Consider the following 15,947-nt stretch of genomic DNA (forward strand, 5'->3'; position numbering starts at 1 on the left):
CCACTTGCAACTGTCATGTGCGCTGGATAGGTTCGCTGCATGGGCCACTTCCTCACCAGCTTCATGCGTCGCGCAGCGTGCACATCCTTCGTGCTTTTCGCGCTGTTCGTCGCGTGCGTGTCGGTGCAGGCCGCGCCTTGCGATGTTCCGCTGGAGCACGCCGCCCACGCGACGTTGGCCATCGACGATGCGGCAGCGGGCGACGATAACGATCCCACGATGCCGTCGCTGGAAGACAACACCGTCAGCCTCGACGACACGTTCGACCTGCCGCCCGAGCATGCACTGCATGTCGCTCGTGGCCTGGCCACGCACCCGGCGGCGATCACGCCGGATCCCCACGCGCACCACCACAGCTTCGAGCTGCGCCCTCCCATCGCATAACGCTCCCCTGTAGGAGCGCGCTCGGGCGCGACATCTTTCGCCGAACGCGACAGGGTCACTGGCTCTTTCGCCGCCCGTGATCGCGCACAAACGCGCACCTACAGATGTGTTGTGCCTCCCAAATGTCGTTTTGTTGCGCGCCGCTTTCGGCCCGCAGCGGGCCCGCGTGCCCGCACCCCCATTCCTCCCGCAAAAAGAGAGAGAACCACCATGGACCGTCTCATTCAGGGCTTTGACCAGTTCCGTCGCGAAATGACCAGCGAGCAGCGCGAGACCTTCGCGCGCCTGGCCTCGGGGCAGACCCCGCACACCATGTTCATCACCTGCGCCGACTCACGGATCATGCCGGAGCTGATGTTCAACGCGCAGCCGGGCGATCTGTTTGTCTACCGTAACGTCGGCAATATCGTTCCGCCGTACGCGCAGCACGTCAGTGGCGTGGTTGCTGCCATTGAATACGCCGTCACCGCGTTGAAGGTGCAGCACATCGTCATCTGCGGTCACTCGGATTGTGGCGCGATGAAGGCCCTGCAGAACCCGGCTGCGCTCAAGGGCAAGCCGTCGGTGGAGCAGTGGCTGAAGCACGCCGATGTCGCGCGTTACGTCGTGGCCGAGAACCGCCCGACCATCCAGGGCGAAGAAGGCCTGCGCTACCTCACCGAAGAAAACGTCGTGGGCCAGCTGGAACACATGCGCACGTTGCCTGCCGTGGCCGCCGCCATGGCGAACGGCAGCCTGCGTATCCATGGCTGGATCTACGACATCGCGAAGACGGAGATCACCGCCTTCGATCCGCTGGAAGGCCGTTTCCGTCCGCTCGCGACGGACCCGGCCGACGTTCGTGATGCCACGCCGCATGCCCGTTTCTCGGTGCCTGTGGCGGTGGCATCTGCCGCTTAAAGGAAGCTCCACATGCGCACTTATTTCTCCCAGGGCCTGTTTGGCCGCGACCTCCTCGGTTCGGTGGTCGTTTTTCTTGTCGCACTTCCGTTGTGCATGGGTATCGCCATCGCATCGGGCATGCCACCCAGCGCGGGCCTTATCACGGGCATCGTGGGCGGTATCGTCGTAGGCGCCATCGCCGGCTCACCGCTGCAGGTCAGCGGCCCGGCCGCGGGCCTTGCGGTCCTGGTCTTTGAACTGGTGCGCGAGCACGGCGTGGCCGCCCTTGGCCCCGTCGTGCTCCTTGCGGGCCTGATCCAGGTGGTCGCCGGTCTGTGCAAGGTCGGCGTGTGGTTCCGCATGACCTCGCCCGCCGTGGTGGCAGGCATGTTGTCCGGTATCGGCATTCTCATCGTGGCATCGCAGTCGCACGTGCTCATGGATGCCATCCCGCTGGCACGCGGCCTCGAGAACTTCGCGGCCCTCCCGGGTGCGGCGTTCGAGGCGGTGACCGGTGCGGGTGAAGGGCAGGGCATGACCGCGCTGCTCATCGGTCTCGGCACCATCGCCATCATGCTGGGTTGGGAAAAGCTGCGTCCGGCGAAGCTGCGCTTCGTTCCCGGCGCGCTGCTTGCCGTAATCGCGATGACGCTGACCGCCCAGTTGGGTGCGCTCGACGTCAAGCGCGTGGATGTGCCGGCGAACCTGTTCTCCGCCGTGAGCCTGCCGAGCATGGGTAGCCTGTTCGGGCTGTTCGATAGCAGCCTGCTGGTGGCAGCGGTAACGTTCGCCTTCATCGCCAGTGCGGAAACGCTGCTGTCGGCGGCAGCCGTGGATCGCATGCACGATGGCGCGCGTACGCAGTACGACCGCGAGCTGACCGCGCAGGGCGTGGGCAACATGATCTGCGGCTTCCTCGGCGCCCTGCCGATGACGGGCGTGATCGTGCGTAGCGCGGCCAATGTGCAGGCTGGCTCGGCCACGCGCATGGCGGCCATCATGCACGGTGCCTGGTTGCTTGGCTTCGTGATGTTGTTGCCGTGGCTGATGCGAATGACCCCGGTCTCGTGCCTCGCCGGCATCCTGGTGTTCACCGGCATCAAGATGGTGAACCCGAAGCAGATCAAGGATCTTGCGGCGTACGGCAAGGGCACGGCGGCGGTGTATGTCGCCACGACCGTGGCGATCGTCGCCACCGATCTGCTCACGGGCGTGATCGTTGGCTTCGGCCTCTCGCTGTTCCGCCTGGCGCTGCTTTCGGCCAAGCTGAAGATGGACGTGAAGCACCACGATGAGCCGGGTCACGCCACGTTGCATCTGGAGGGTTCGGCCACGTTCCTGAAGGTGCCGACCATGGCGCGCACGCTCGAAGCCGTTCCGCCGAACACCCGCCTGCAGGTGTCGATGGACCAGCTGCTGCACGTGGACCAGGCGTCGCTGGAGCTCCTGCGCGAGTGGGGTCGAAACGCCTCCAAGCGCGGTTGCGAACTGATCGTGGATTGGCAGGAGCTCAACCGCCGCGTGGAAGGCTCCCGCCAGGCCGCCTGACGCCGCCAGGCATCCCGCCTCACGTGGCCTCCCGTGGACTCACGCCGCCCGGCGGTGCCAGGCACCGCCGGGCGCCGCCTGGTAGGAGCTCACCCTGTGAGCGACGCCGTTCGCAACTCCGCTGCAGGTCCTGTAGGAGCTCACCCTGTGAGCGACGCCGTTCGCAACTCCGCTGCAGGTCCTGTAGCTGTTTCGCGAAAGATGTCGCCCACAGGGTGGGCTCCTACAACGGCCTTCAGGCTTTGGTTTTTTGCTTGTACGCGCAGAGGTCGCGGATGGCGCAGGTCGGGCATTCCGGCTTGCGTGCCTTGCACACGTAGCGGCCGTGCAGGATCAGCCAGTGATGGGCATCCTGGAGAAACTCCTTCGGGATGACCTTCTCCAGCTTGTCCTCCACCTTGCGCACGTCCGGCCCCGGCGCCAGGCCAGTGCGGTTGGCGACACGGAAAATGTGTGTATCCACCGCGATGGTCGGCTGGCCGAATGCCGTGTTGAGCACCACGTTCGCCGTCTTGCGGCCGACGCCGGGCAGGGACTCGAGCGCCTCGCGCGATTCGGGTACCTCGCCGCCGTACTGGTCGACGAGGATCTGGCTCATGGCGATGAGGTTCTTCGCCTTATTGTTGTACAGGCCGATCGTGCTGATGTAACTCTTCAGCTTCTCGAGCCCGAGCTTCAGGATCTTCTGCGGCGTATTCGCCACGGGAAATAGCTTGCGCGTGGCCTTGTTCACGCCCACATCGGTGGCCTGGGCGGAAAGCGCCACGGCAGAGAGCAGCTCAAACGGCGTCGTGTATTCCAACTCCGTTTTCGGATGCGGATTCAGCTCCCGCAGCCGCGAGAACATCTCGACGATGTCGGCCTTCTTCACGGCGCGTCCTTTTTCTTTGCCTTTGCGCGAGCCAGGGCCTCGAGCACGGCGTTACGTGCGGCGGGTGCGCCCACATCGCGTTTGCTGCTGGCGAGCTGGGCTTCGCGCGCGCTGCGCTCACGGCCCAGACGTGCCTCGCGGCGCTGGAAATGCGACCGCGCGGCGTCAGCGTGAGCGCGGTCATCCACCTGTGCCAGCGGCATGGGGTCGAGCGCGATGCAATCGACAGGGCAGGCCGGTACACACAGTTCGCAGCCGGTGCAGAGATCGCTCACCACCGTATGCATAACCTTCGCCGCGCCCAGGATGGCGTCGACAGGACAAGCCTGGATGCACTTGGTGCAGCCGATGCAATCCGCTTCGACGATGCGGGCGAGCGTGCGCGGCTTTTCGATGCCGCGCGATGTATCGAGCGGTAGCACGGGCGTATCGAGCAAGGCCGCCAAGCGCTCGATACCGAGCGCACCGCCCGGCGGGCAGCGGTTGATCGTTGCTTCCTGGGTGGCGATGGCTTCGGCGTACGGCCGGCAGCCATGGAAGCCGCACTGCTCGCACTGGGTTTGTGGGAGCAGTGCGTCGATGCGGTCGGCAAGCGTTGGCGTCATGGCTGGCGCGTAGCCGAACGGGGTTTAGCGGACAGTGGCGCCCGGTGCCGCGCCCTGGTCGGCATCGAGCAGGAACAGGTCGGCACCGCCATCACCCGCGGACAGGATCATGCCCTCGGACAGGCCGAAGCGCATCTTGCGCGGGGCGAGGTTGGCGATGAACACCACGTTGCGGCCGACGAGCTTTTCCGGCTCGCCGTAGGCAGCGCGGATACCCGAGAAGATCTGGCGCTTGCCCAGCGTGCCAGCATCCAGTTCGAAACGCAGCAGCTTGTCCGAGCCCTCCACGAATTCGCAGGCGAGCACCTTGCCGATGCGCAGGTCGAGCTTGGCGAAATCGTCGATCGAGATGGTGGCAGCTTCGGTGGCGGGTGCGGCGTCGGTCATGGCTTTCGGGGCTTCTTTGGGCTTGTTGGTTTTCTTCGCCTCGGCTTTCGCGGCTTCGCGGGCCTGCTCGGCGGGGCTCAGGGATTCTTTCGATGCATCGACCATGGCTTCGATCTTCTTGGGATCGAGGCGGCCGAACAGCGGGGTGAAGGCGTTGACGGTGTGGCCGAACAGCTCGCGGCGCGCATCGGCGAACGTGGCGATCGGCGCGCCAAGGAACGTTTCGGCCGCGGCCACCGTGGTCGGGATGATCGGTTTCAGCAGGCCCGAGAGCAGGCGGAACGCGTTAAGCGCAAAGGTGCAGACCTGCTGCAGTTCGTCGCGGCGTGCCTCGTCCTTTGCGATGACCCACGGTGCCTTCGCGGCGATGTAGCCGTTCACGGCATCGGACATGGCGACGAAGCGGCGCGTGACCTCGGCGTACTCATCGGCCTCATACAGGGCTTCGATGCCCTCGTACTGTGCGAGCAGGTCGCGCCACAGCGCAGTGGCTTCATCGTCGAAACGATCGGCCAGCTTGCCGGCGAAATGCGTATTGACGAAGCCCGCCGTGCGGCTGGCGATATTGGCCCACTTGCCGACGAGGTGCGAGTTCACCCGCTCCTCGAACGACTTGAGGTCCAGGTCCACGTCGACCGGCGTCGGGCCGAGCATGGTGGCGAAGTAGTAGCGCAGCGCTTCCGGGTCCAGGCCTGAATCCAGGTAGGTGCGCGCCTGGATGAAGGTGCCGCGCGATTTGGACATCTTCGCGCCGTTCACCGTCAGGTAGCCGTTGGTGTGCAGCGCCGTAGGCACGCGCAGACCCGCGCCGTGCAGCATGGCCGGCCAGAACAGGCCATGGAAGTTGATGATGTCCTTGCCGATAAAGTGGTGCATCTCGGCGGTGCTGTCCTTGCCGAGGAAATCATCGAAGTTCAGGCCCTTGCGTTCGCACAGGGCCTTGAACGAGGCGAGGTAACCGACCGGGGCATCCAGCCACACGTAGAAGAACTTGCCCGGCGCATCGGGAATCGGGAAGCCGAAGTACGGTGCGTCACGGGAAATATCCCAATCGCGCAGACCGCCTTCGATCCATTCGCCGAGCTTGGCGACGACGCTGCTATCGGCCGTGGGCTTGCCGCCGGTGTACTTGCCGGCGAACCAGTCGCGCAGGAGCTGGTCGAACTTGCCCAGTTCGAAGAAGTAATGCTCCGAATCGCGCAGCTCCGGCGTGGCGCCCGACATCACCGAGTAAGGGTTGATCAGCTCGGTGGGGGCGTACGTGGCGCCGCAGTTCTCGCAGTTGTCGCCGTACTGGTCGGGCGTGCCGCACACCGGGCAGGTGCCCTTGATGTAGCGATCCGGCAGGAACATGTCGCGGGTGGGGTCGTACAGCTGCTGGATATCGCGGCGTGCGATATAGCCGCCCTCGCGCAGTTTCAGGTAGATCGCGGTGGCGATCTCCTGGTTCTCCGGTGAATGGGTGGTGTGGTACTGGTCGTAGCTGAAGTGGAAATCGGTGAAATCCGCTTCGTGGCTGGCCCGGATGCCCGCGATGTATTCCTCGGGGGTCTTACCGACCTTTTCGGCCGCCAGCATGATCGGAGTGCCATGGGCATCCTCGCCGGCGACATACCAGACCTCGTTGCCCTGCATTCGCTGCGCCCGCGCCCAGACGTCGGCTTCGATATAGCCGAGCATGTGGCCCAGGTGGAGCGGGCCGTTGGCGTAGGGGAGGGCGTTGGTAACGAGGATGCGGCGGGCCATGATGCTCACGGTCGGCGGTAGGACCGGGGATTATGGCACGCCTGCGCTGCAGCGCAGCGGTGAGGAACGGTAGGAGCCCACCCTGTGGGCGACGCCGTTCGCGATAGCGCCACAGGGCCTGTGGCGGTGGGGCGAAAGATGTCGCCCACAGGGTGGGCTCCTACGGCGGTTACTCGTCGCGGACCCATTCCTGGCTGCGGCCGATCAGCGAGAAGCCGATGTAGCCGTGGACGTCCAGCTTCTTGCCGGCGTCTTCCAGTTTCAGGGTGACCTTGTAGATCTTGCCCTTGGCCGGATCCAGGATCTGGCCGCCGGACCACCCGTCGCCGTCCTTCTTCAGGCCCCACATGATGGTCATGCCCTCGATGGGCTTGCCCTTGCGGTCGCCATCGCACTCGTCGCAGACGGGGTGCGGGCCCTTGTCGGACTTCAGGACCTGCAGCACCTTGCCCTGGAGCAGGCCGTTGTACTCGGTGATCTCGACGATCGACTTCACCTCGTGGGTCTTGTCGTCGATGGTCTTCCACTTGCCGACCGGGCTGTCGTTGGCGGCCAGGGCGGGGAGGGCGGCCGTCGCAAGAGCGAGGGCGGCGGCGGTGCGGATCAGGTGCTTCATAGGCTCGTGGGCTCCCCATACGTTCAGGTACGGCCGGAGCCTGACGAAACCCGCCCCAACCCGTCAAGCTGCAACGCGCCACCACCGGGCGCGCACCCCGTAGGAGCCCACCCTGTGGGCGACGCCTTTCGCGAAAACATCCCAAGGCCCGTGGGGTCTGCGGCGAAAGATGTCGCCCACAGGGTGGGCTCCTACGCGGCGCGAACCCGTGGTGCGGGGCGGTTGGCCGGGGCGTGCCATAATTGGTTCATCTTAGGATTTCCTCATATCTCCCCATGACCCAAGCCAGCGAAGCCCTGGTGCGCGGTGTTCTCGACCGCGTCATCGACCCCCATTCCGGCCAGCCGCTCAGCGCCGCCGTCCGCGCCGTGGGCGTGGATGGCGATCGCGTGTCGGTGGATATCCAGCTCGGTTACCCGGCCGAGGGCTATGTGGCCCAGGCCGCCGCCGAGGCGAAGGCCGCCCTGGAGGCTGAGGCGGGCATTGCCGCGGCCGCGGTGTCGGTGGGCTGGCGGATTCATGCCCATAAGGTGCAGGGCCAGCTGGCCCCGATGCCGGGCGTGAAGAACATCATCGCCGTTGCCTCGGGCAAGGGTGGCGTGGGCAAGTCCACCGTCTCCGTGAACCTGGCGCTGGCCCTGGCGGCCGAAGGCGCGAAGGTTGGCCTGCTCGACGCCGATATCTACGGCCCCAGCCAGCAGCGCATGCTCGGCCTGTCGGGCAAGCCGGTCTCGCCGGATGGCAAGAGCATCGAGCCGATGCGGGCCCACGGCCTGCAGGCTATGTCCATCGGCGTCCTGATCGAGGAAGACACGCCGATGATCTGGCGCGGCCCCATGGTCACCCAGGCCCTGATGCAGTTGCTTAACGACACGCGCTGGGAAGAGCTCGACTACCTGATCATCGACCTGCCGCCGGGCACGGGCGACATCCAGCTCACCCTGTCCCAGAAGGTGCCGGTCTCCGGTGCCGTCATCGTGACGACCCCGCAGGACATCGCCCTGCTCGACGCCCGCAAGGCGCTGGGCATGTTCCGCAAGGTGGAGGTGCCGGTGCTCGGTGTCATCGAGAACATGGCCACCCACGTCTGCACGAACTGCGGCCATGAAGAGCACATCTTTGGCCACGGCGGCGGCGCCCGCATGGCCGGGGAGGCCGGGATCGCCTTCCTGGGCGAGCTGCCGCTGGATATCCGAATCCGCCAGCAGTCCGACGACGGCAAGCCCACCGTGGCCGCCATGCCGGACTCCGACCTGGCCGCCCGCTACCGGGCCATCGCCCGCGGCGCGGCCGCCCGGCTCTCGCTGCAGGCCAAGAATAAGGCGATCTCGTTCCCGAAGATCGTTATCCAGAACACCTGATATCCTGTCGCGCTTCGACGAGGGAGACCGTAAGTGAGCATCAAGTCCGACAAGTGGATCCGCCGCATGGCCGAGCAGCACGGCATGATCGAGCCGTATGCCCCTGGCCAGGTGAAAGAGCGCGACGGCCACCGCCTGGTGTCCTATGGCACCTCGAGCTACGGCTACGATGTCCGCTGCGCCGATGAGTTCAAGGTATTCACCAACATCAACTCGACCATCGTCGACCCGAAGGCCTTTGATAAAGGCAGCTTCGTCGACATCAAGTCCGATGTCTGCATCATCCCGCCCAATTCGTTCGCCCTGGCGCGCACGGTTGAGTACTTCCGCATTCCGCGCAACGTGCTCACCATCTGCCTCGGCAAGAGCACCTATGCCCGTTGCGGCATTATCGTGAACGTCACCCCGCTCGAGCCGGAGTGGGAAGGCCACGTCACGCTGGAGTTCTCGAACACCACCCCGCTGCCCGCAAAAATCTACGCCAACGAAGGCGTGGCGCAGATGCTGTTCCTCGAATCGGATGAGGTCTGCGAGGTCTCGTACGCCGATCGCGGCGGCAAGTACCAGGGCCAGCGCGGCGTCACCCTGCCGAGCACCTGAACGCCTTCACGGTCGCATCCGCGCCCGACACCCGGGCGCGGTAGACTCGCCTTTTCCGCCCGTACCAACGATCCACGGAGACACGCATGACCCGAGTTCCCACCCTGATGACCCGCATCGTTGGCGCGCTGTTCCTGGCCAGCATGCTCGTGCTTGCCGGTTGCCATCGTGGCGCGTCGAAGAACGACGTGATCGCCACCAGCGCCGAGCAGGGCAAGTTTGATTACACGCTGAAGGCGTTCAAGAGCGGCCAGTTCGAGACGATGGATGGCGCCGTGCTCTCCGCCGCCGATGCCGGCAGCCACTTCGCCTACCTGAAGGACACCGGCAAGCTGCCGAAGACCGTCCTTCTGCTCCCGAGCGACGATTCGAAGATCCGCGACAACCATCTCGGCTTCATGGCCCGCATGGCGCTGGATTACGGCTTTGCCGTGTACTACGACAAGAAGGGCGAACTCGTCCGCCTGAACGCCGTGGAAAGCGAAGCCCGCCAGCTGGAAGACACCCCGCACAAGGCCGACCTGCCCGATCGCATGAAGGGCAAGGAAGCGTCCAGCGGCGCATACGACCCGCAGACGCAGCAATAAAAAAGAAGGCCGGCGAAAGCCGGCCTTCTTTTTTACGTAGGAGCGCACCCTGTGCGCGACATCTTTCGCCCCACCGCCCACGCCCTGTGGCTCTTTCGCGAACGGCGTCGCCCACAGGGTGGGCTCCTACAAAGCGTCTGCGTCGGCCGCCAGGCGTTGCTCTTGTAGGAGCGCACCCTGTGCGCGACATCTTTCGCCCCACCGCTCAGGCCCTGTGGCTCTTCCGCGAACGGCGTCGCCCACAGGGTGGGCTCCTACAGAACGTCCTTGCGTGCGATCAGCCTGACAACAGCGTGTTACGCAACTGGCTGACTACAGCCTCGATGTCGGCATAAGGCTCAGCCTTCCCCGATCCCCAAACCGGCCCGGGCCACGCCGCATCACCTTCCACACGCGCCACGACATGCACGTGCAGTTGGCGCACGATATTTCCCAGCGCCCCGATATTGAGCTTGTCGCAAGGCGCCACGGCCCGCAGCGCCGCGCCAGCGAGATCCACCTCGCGCCACAACGCGGCCCGGTCGGCCTCGGCCAGATCGGCCACTTCCGAAAGCCCCGCCTGCCGCGGCACCAGCACCAGCCAGGCGAACCGGCTATCGCGCATCAGCAGCACCCGGCACAGTGGCAGGTCGCCGACGACGACGGTGTCGCCGGCAAGCCGAGGATCCAGTTCGAACGGAATACTCATGCCAGTTCGCGGCCAAAGAACGCCAGGGTGCGCTCCCATGCCAGCTTCGCGCTCGGCTCGTCATAGCTGCCGCGCACATCGCAATTGAAGCCATGGTCGGCCGGATACACCCAGGTATCCATTTCCGGCTTCAGCTCGCGATGCTTCTCCACCATCTCCGGCGGGATCGAGTGGTCGCGCTCGCCGAAGTGGAAGATGACATTGGCCTTCGCCGGCTCGGTCAGGAACGGCACGTTGCGCGAGCCGTAATAGCTGGAAGAGGGCAGGCCCAGGCGAAGGGCGGCGAGGGCTGCCACGGTGCCGCCCCAGCAATAGCCGACCGTGCCGACCTTCACCTTGTATGTGTCAGCCAGCCACGCGGCGGCGATCGCCACATCCTGCTGGGGGCGGAGCAGGCCCAGCTCGGCGACCATCTTCACGCCCTTGGTCATGCCTTCCTGGTCGTAGCCGGTCTCCACGCCTTTCTCGACGGGATCGAACAGCGCCGGCGCAATCGCCACGTAACCCTCGGCCGCAAACCGGTCCGCGACGCTGCGGATATGCGCATTCACCCCGAAAATCTCCTGGATCACCACGATGCCGCCCCTGGGCGTACCCTCGGGCTCGGCCAGATAGGCATCCATGCTTTCGTGCGGGCGGGATGTATCGAGGATCAGGGTGCGGCCCATGGGGAGCTCCGGGTGGGGTTGGGAGTAATTCGCTAAGCTTACCCGTCCAAGTGGTAAACGTTTGGACAAGAAGCGCGCCACTCGCGGGCGTCGGGGACCATGGAGAAGGCGCAATACCGATGAACGATGACCGCGATCCGTCCGCCTCCGCCGACATCTCGCCGGTCGGCTGGTACGTCGGCTCCTACCTCCTTCGCTTCGTCGAAGTCGATGAGCCAGGCAACGAGGAGCCCGATTCACGTTTCCTGGCGTGGGAAAATACCGTCATCGTGCGGGCCCGAGATCTGGACGAGGCGTTCCGGAAGATTGAACTGCTGGGGATGCAGGGCACGGAGCCGTACCAGGGCGGTCCAGAAGGCGTGCCGGTCCGGTGGATCTTCGAAGGCATTACCGATCTGTTGCCCATCTACGAGCCGTTGGAAGACGGCGCGGAAATCATGTGGGAAGAGCACGATGCCGAGAGCCTGAGGAGCCTCAGGGAACGGTCCATGTCACTTGAGCAAATCCGGGAGCGATTTCGCCGTGACAAGGGGCGCTCGTGAATTCGGGGCGCGTAAAAAAATGGCTGAACTAAGGAGCGATATGGACCAGGCTGCGAGCTACTGGGAGGGAGAAATCGAGATCAGTGTCGAGCCGCATGAAATGCGGATGAGTCATTGGGTCTACGCGCCGAAAGTTACTGACATTTCCGCAGGGCGGGTGTTGTTCGATCTGACGGGAAAGCTTTGGGATCTGACGGCTGTCACCGAGACTGAGGAGTCGCTTCTCCTGCGTCTGAGGAAGTATCCCGGCGACCGCCCAGAAGTAGATTTGCTGATTCAGCGGAACGGTCGAGGGCTATTGATCTCGGCACAGCCTGTCGACGAAGCGGAAATCGAGCGATACCTCGACGCCGCCATGGCGTGAAGGGGGCCGGGGCTCACACTTCGGGGTGGCGGGTTTTACGGTGATGCCTATGGCATGCTTACGCCCCGGGCTATCAGGGAGAGAGCAATGAAGACATGGCTTGTCATCGTCGGCGTCTTATTCGCGGCCACTGGGCCTGCGTACGCTAACGATCTGCAGGGGGCGCTGGACGCGCAGCTCAAGGCAAATGCCCTGGGTCACGGCATTCCAGCCCAGGCGGTACGCGTTACCCACAATAATGAGCTCATCTATGAAGGAGCCTCAGGGACGACGGTCATGGGTGGTGGCAAACCCATCACCCGGGATACGCCATTCCCCATTTATTCGGTGAGCAAGCTGTTCACCAATACGCTGGTCCTGCAGCTTGCGGAAGAGGGCAAGATCGACTTGGCCGCCCCAGCGTCGCGTTATGTCCCGAACCTCCCCGATGCATGGCGTTCCATTCGCATCGAGCACTTCATGAACCATGTGACAGGGCTGCCGAACTTCTTTGATCCGCAACATATGGATCGACCGTTTCCGCCGACACTCGATGCGGCTTTTGCGGCTGTAAGCAAAATGCCCGTTACGTCGGCTCCCGATGTGCAGACACGCTATTCGGGCACAAACTATCTCGTCCTTGAGGCGGTTCTTCAGAACGTCACGCACAAGTCGTATCGGGCTCTGGTCGATGAGCGGGTTATCCAGCGACTGGGTCTGCACCATACCTCCCTGGATATGTCGCACCCACCTGCCGGCATGGTCGAGAGTTACCACGCGGAAAATGGTCGTGCGGTTGTCGACCCGCCAGTGAAGTGGCCTGATTACGCGATCGCCCAGGGGTGCATCGTTTCAACGCTGGCGGACATGGATACGTTCATGTCTGCCATCGCCGATGGCAAGCTCGTTTCGCAAGCCGCGCTAGTGAAACACTGGCATCTCTATCAGTTTGCGAATGGCAACCAAGGTGGCTTTGCCTCGGGTTGGGACTATGGTGAAGAAGGGCGCTGGCATGAACTGGGCCATGACGGCGGCACCAAGGTTCGCGTCCGCATCCTGTACGGTGCGAATCTGGACGACCACTACGTGATTACCTACCTGACCAACGGAAACAGCGACGATGTGTGGTCAGGGACCCTGGTCAATTCGGTGCAGGTCCTCGCCGTGCCGCGGTAACGGTGCAGTCCGGCGGGAGCCCTCCGGGCGGTCGGAAGATCTGGGGTCTTGGGGCTAGGCACCAAAGATTAGTCTCTGGCTTGATGAGATCAATACCCGCCCCGCTTCCCCAGCAAGCCACCCGCTCCGGCTATAATGCCCGGTTTCCCACCCCCGGTACCCACGGCAATGTCCCAGGCCGCGCAATCCCAGAAGATCGGCTTCGTCAGCCTTGGCTGCCCGAAGGCCTTGGTCGATTCCGAACGCATCCTTACCCAGCTCAAGGTCGAGGGCTACGAGATCGTGCCCAGCTACGGCGAGGCGGATGCCGTGGTGGTGAACACCTGCGGCTTCATCGATTCGGCCGTGCAGGAATCGCTCGACGCGATCGGCGAAGCCCTGCATGAGAACGGCAAGGTCATCGTCACGGGCTGCCTGGGCAAGCGCTCGGAGCTGATTCGCGAAAGCTACCCGGATGTGCTCGCCATCTCGGGCCCGCAGGACTACGTGTCGGTGATGAGCGCGGTGCATTCCGCGCTGCCGCCGGCACGCAACAGGTTCCTCGACCTGGTGCCGGACACCGGCGTGAAGCTCACGCCGAAGCATTACGCGTACCTCAAGATTTCCGAAGGCTGCAACCACCGTTGCAGCTTCTGCATCATCCCGTCGATGCGCGGCGACCTCGTCAGCCGCCCGGTCGACCAGGTGCTGATGGAAGCCGAAAAGCTCGTGAAGGGCGGCGTGAAAGAGCTGCTGGTGATCTCGCAGGACACCAGCGCCTATGGCGTCGACACCCGTTATGCCGAGCGCGAGTGGCGTGGCAAGAACTACCGCACCCGCATGACCGAACTGTGCGAGGGCCTTTCGGAACTCGGCGTGTGGACGCGCCTGCACTACGTGTACCCGTACCCGCACGTGGACGAGATCATGCCGCTCATGGCGGATGGCAAGATCCTGCCGTACCTCGATATCCCGTTCCAGCACGCCAGCCCGCGCATCCTCAAGCTGATGAAGCGCCCCGGCAACGTGGACAAGACCCTCGAGCGCGTGCAGAACTGGCGCCGTCAGGTGCCGGATCTCACCATTCGCAGCACCTTCATCGTCGGCTTCCCGGGCGAGACGGATGCGGAGTTCAACGAACTGCTCGACTTCCTCCGCGAAGCTGAGCTCGACCGCGTGGGCGCGTTCGCTTACTCGCCGGTCGATGGCGCCAAGGCTAACGACCTGCCGGGCCAGATCGACGAAGAGCTGAAGGAAGATCGCCTCGAACAGTTCATGGCGGTGCAGGCGGAAATTTCGGCCGCCAAGCTGCAGCGCAAGGTCGGCAAGACGGTGAAGGTGCTCGTCGACGAGATCGATGCGGACGGTGCCTGGGGCCGTTCGAGCGCCGATGCGCCGGAGATCGACGGTGCCGTGCGCATCGATGATGGCCAGCTGCTGAAGCCGGGCCAGTTCGTCGACGTGCTGGTGGAAGAGGCCGACGCCCACGACCTGTACGGTCGCCTGGCGTAACCCGCATGCGCTACGTGGCACCCACGCGCGAGTCGCTCGATCGCCGCGTGCTGGCCGTGCCACCGCTGGCGCAGTGGGCTGAGTTTTCCCCGTTTCTTACCGAGAGTGCGTGGCCGGAGACGGCCGCGCTGAACGCGTTGCTGCCACGCGAAAGCGAGGTTCACTTTGTCGCACAGGACAAGGCGTTGCTCGATGACGGTCTTCACTATGAAGAGCGTATCGCCCGCGGCGCCATCGCCACGCGCGAGGCCAACTGGCACGATCTCTTCAATGCCTTGGTCTGGCTGCGCTACCCCGCACTCAAGCGGGCGTTGAATGTGCGCCAGGTGGCGGAGATTGCCGCCATGGGTCCTCGCGAGCGCTCACGGCCGCAATGCGCGCTGACGCATTTCGACGAAGCGGGCATCGTGGTCACATTGCAGGATCCGGCCATGCTGGCGGCATGGGACCGCCACGACTGGCACGCCTTGTTCTGGACGCATCGCGAGGCATGGCGGAGCGGCGAGGCACGCGTCGACATCTTTGGCCATGCCTTGCTCGAGCACGCGCTTACGCCCGACAAACTGCTGGTCGGCAAGGCGCTCGTCGTGATGGGTGGCGGTAACGCGTTGGCCACCTGCGCGCAGGCCATCGCTTCGGGCGAGATCCTCAACGACCCGCAGGAGCTGCGGCCGTTGCCGGTGTCCGGCGTGCCGGGCTGGCACGCGGAGACCGCGACGGAAGCGTTCTACACCACGGCACCGTGCTTCCAGCCGGTGAGGGCCGGGCGGCTCTACCCAGCCGCCCTTGATGGCACTCAGAGCAGGCCGTGATCGCGGACGTAGTCGCCTAGCAGGCTATCGTGGTCCACGCCCAGCTTGCGCATGGCATCGCGCTTCTGCCGGCTGATGGTCTTGACCGACTTGCCTTCGCGATCGGCGATCTGCTGGAGCGACTGGCCGTTGACGAAGGCCCGGATGACTTCCTTCTCGCGCGGCGAGAGCTCGGCGCCCGGCATGGCGACCGAGGTGTCGTCCGCTTCGTTCAGGATATCGAGCAGGGTCTCGCTGAGGTAGGTTTCACCGTCGTAGACGGCGCGGGCCGCGACGGCCAGCTCATCCATCGGCGAGCGCTTGTCGACGATGCCCAGGACCCCTCGGGCGAGCATCGACTGTAGCGCGGCCGGCCGGTTGACCATGGTCAGGACGATGACGCGCAGGATCGGATGCCTCGCCTGGATGGTGTCGAGGAGGGCGAATCCGTCGTCGCCGCGATCGCTCGGCATGAGAAAATCCGTAATGACGACATCGCAGGGGCGCTCGTCGAGCATGGCCAGGAGCTCGTCCGCGGCCCTGGCTTCACCGACGACATCGAGATGGGCATTACGCAGCGCCAGAGCGCCGCCAACGAGTACCAGCGGGTGGTCGTCTGCCAGAATGACTTTCAGTGGCATGTGTTTGTTTCTCCTTACGT

18 protein-coding genes are annotated in these 15,947 nt (G+C 64.5%); 11 read left to right on the forward strand and 7 right to left on the reverse strand.

The features are described from left to right. Positions 1-39: 39 nt before the first annotated feature. From L2Y96_RS08465 to L2Y96_RS08475, 3 genes are all read left to right on the forward strand, one after another. Positions 40-384, forward strand: coding sequence for a hypothetical protein (locus L2Y96_RS08465; RefSeq protein WP_247335520.1), 345 nt, complete (start codon positions 40-42; stop codon positions 382-384). 210 nt (positions 385-594) lie between these two features. After that, on the forward strand, positions 595-1,284 hold the full coding sequence (locus L2Y96_RS08470) for a carbonic anhydrase (RefSeq protein ID WP_343218444.1): 690 nt from the start codon (positions 595-597) through the stop codon (positions 1,282-1,284). 12 nt (positions 1,285-1,296) lie between these two features. Beyond that, positions 1,297-2,814 (forward strand): SulP family inorganic anion transporter, encoded by a 1,518-nt coding sequence (locus L2Y96_RS08475; protein WP_247335523.1) that lies wholly within the window; start codon positions 1,297-1,299, stop codon positions 2,812-2,814. A gap of 235 nt (positions 2,815-3,049) precedes the next feature. Here L2Y96_RS08475 and nth read toward each other — a convergent pair whose 3' ends face one another. From nth to L2Y96_RS08495, 4 genes are all read right to left on the reverse strand, one after another. Next, positions 3,050-3,685, reverse strand: coding sequence for an endonuclease III (nth, locus tag L2Y96_RS08480; RefSeq protein ID WP_247335526.1), 636 nt, complete (start codon positions 3,683-3,685; stop codon positions 3,050-3,052). Continuing rightward, positions 3,682-4,290: an RnfABCDGE type electron transport complex subunit B gene (locus L2Y96_RS08485; protein ID WP_247335536.1), complete on the reverse strand. Its 609-nt coding sequence runs from the start codon at positions 4,288-4,290 to the stop codon at positions 3,682-3,684. Before L2Y96_RS08485 ends, nth begins: the two co-directional genes overlap by 4 nt. 24 nt (positions 4,291-4,314) lie before the next feature. Further along, positions 4,315-6,423 carry a methionine--tRNA ligase gene (gene metG / locus L2Y96_RS08490; protein ID WP_247335546.1) on the reverse strand — a complete coding sequence of 703 codons (2,109 nt, stop codon included), beginning with the start codon at positions 6,421-6,423 and terminating at the stop codon, positions 4,315-4,317. A gap of 169 nt (positions 6,424-6,592) precedes the next feature. Continuing rightward, a complete protein-coding gene (locus tag L2Y96_RS08495; protein ID WP_247335548.1) occupies positions 6,593-7,039 on the reverse strand; it encodes a DUF2147 domain-containing protein in 447 nt (148 codons plus the stop codon). 275 nt (positions 7,040-7,314) lie between these two features. Here L2Y96_RS08495 and apbC point away from each other — a divergent pair, with 275 nt between their 5' ends. The 3 genes from apbC (at position 7,315) to L2Y96_RS08510 (ending at position 9,587) form a co-directional block, all read left to right on the forward strand. Beyond that, entirely contained in the window at positions 7,315-8,400 is a 1,086-nt protein-coding gene (apbC, locus tag L2Y96_RS08500) for an iron-sulfur cluster carrier protein ApbC (protein ID WP_247335550.1), read from the forward strand. Between the two features lie 33 nt (positions 8,401-8,433). Further along, entirely contained in the window at positions 8,434-9,000 is a 567-nt protein-coding gene (dcd, locus tag L2Y96_RS08505) for a dCTP deaminase (RefSeq protein ID WP_045827707.1), read from the forward strand. 86 nt (positions 9,001-9,086) lie between these two features. After that, the gene (locus tag L2Y96_RS08510) at positions 9,087-9,587 is read left to right on the forward strand and encodes a hypothetical protein (RefSeq protein WP_247335560.1); all 501 of its coding nucleotides are present in this window, start codon (positions 9,087-9,089) and stop codon (positions 9,585-9,587) included. A 277-nt stretch (positions 9,588-9,864) separates the two neighbouring features. Here the strand turns inward: L2Y96_RS08510 and L2Y96_RS08515 are convergent, their stop codons facing one another. Then, positions 9,865-10,275: an HIT domain-containing protein gene (locus tag L2Y96_RS08515; RefSeq protein ID WP_247335562.1), complete on the reverse strand. Its 411-nt coding sequence runs from the start codon at positions 10,273-10,275 to the stop codon at positions 9,865-9,867. After that, positions 10,272-10,943, reverse strand: coding sequence for a dienelactone hydrolase family protein (locus tag L2Y96_RS08520; RefSeq protein WP_247335565.1), 672 nt, complete (start codon positions 10,941-10,943; stop codon positions 10,272-10,274). Before L2Y96_RS08520 ends, L2Y96_RS08515 begins: the two co-directional genes overlap by 4 nt. Before the next feature lie 119 nt (positions 10,944-11,062). On the opposite strand from L2Y96_RS08520, the gene L2Y96_RS08525 reads away from it, so the two are divergent. The 5 genes from L2Y96_RS08525 (at position 11,063) to L2Y96_RS08545 (ending at position 15,307) form a co-directional block, all read left to right on the forward strand. Next, a complete protein-coding gene (locus L2Y96_RS08525; RefSeq protein ID WP_247335567.1) occupies positions 11,063-11,485 on the forward strand; it encodes a DUF4288 domain-containing protein in 423 nt (140 codons plus the stop codon). A gap of 40 nt (positions 11,486-11,525) precedes the next feature. Then, positions 11,526-11,849 carry a hypothetical protein gene (locus tag L2Y96_RS08530; protein ID WP_247335569.1) on the forward strand — a complete coding sequence of 108 codons (324 nt, stop codon included), beginning with the start codon at positions 11,526-11,528 and terminating at the stop codon, positions 11,847-11,849. Between the two features lie 87 nt (positions 11,850-11,936). Beyond that, positions 11,937-13,004 carry a serine hydrolase domain-containing protein gene (locus L2Y96_RS08535; protein ID WP_247335571.1) on the forward strand — a complete coding sequence of 356 codons (1,068 nt, stop codon included), beginning with the start codon at positions 11,937-11,939 and terminating at the stop codon, positions 13,002-13,004. 168 nt (positions 13,005-13,172) lie between these two features. Beyond that, positions 13,173-14,495, forward strand: coding sequence for a 30S ribosomal protein S12 methylthiotransferase RimO (gene rimO, locus L2Y96_RS08540; protein WP_247335573.1), 1,323 nt, complete (start codon positions 13,173-13,175; stop codon positions 14,493-14,495). 5 nt (positions 14,496-14,500) lie between these two features. Continuing rightward, the gene (locus tag L2Y96_RS08545; RefSeq protein ID WP_247335576.1) at positions 14,501-15,307 is read left to right on the forward strand and encodes a DUF3025 domain-containing protein; all 807 of its coding nucleotides are present in this window, start codon (positions 14,501-14,503) and stop codon (positions 15,305-15,307) included. Here the strand turns inward: L2Y96_RS08545 and L2Y96_RS08550 are convergent. Further along, on the reverse strand, positions 15,292-15,927 hold the full coding sequence (locus L2Y96_RS08550; protein ID WP_247335578.1) for a response regulator: 636 nt from the start codon (positions 15,925-15,927) through the stop codon (positions 15,292-15,294). The genes L2Y96_RS08545 and L2Y96_RS08550 overlap by 16 nt on opposite strands. Positions 15,928-15,947 lie beyond the last annotated feature (20 nt).

It is taken from the genome of Luteibacter aegosomaticola (assembly GCF_023078475.1).
GTDB classification, from domain to species: domain Bacteria; phylum Pseudomonadota; class Gammaproteobacteria; order Xanthomonadales; family Rhodanobacteraceae; genus Luteibacter; species Luteibacter aegosomaticola.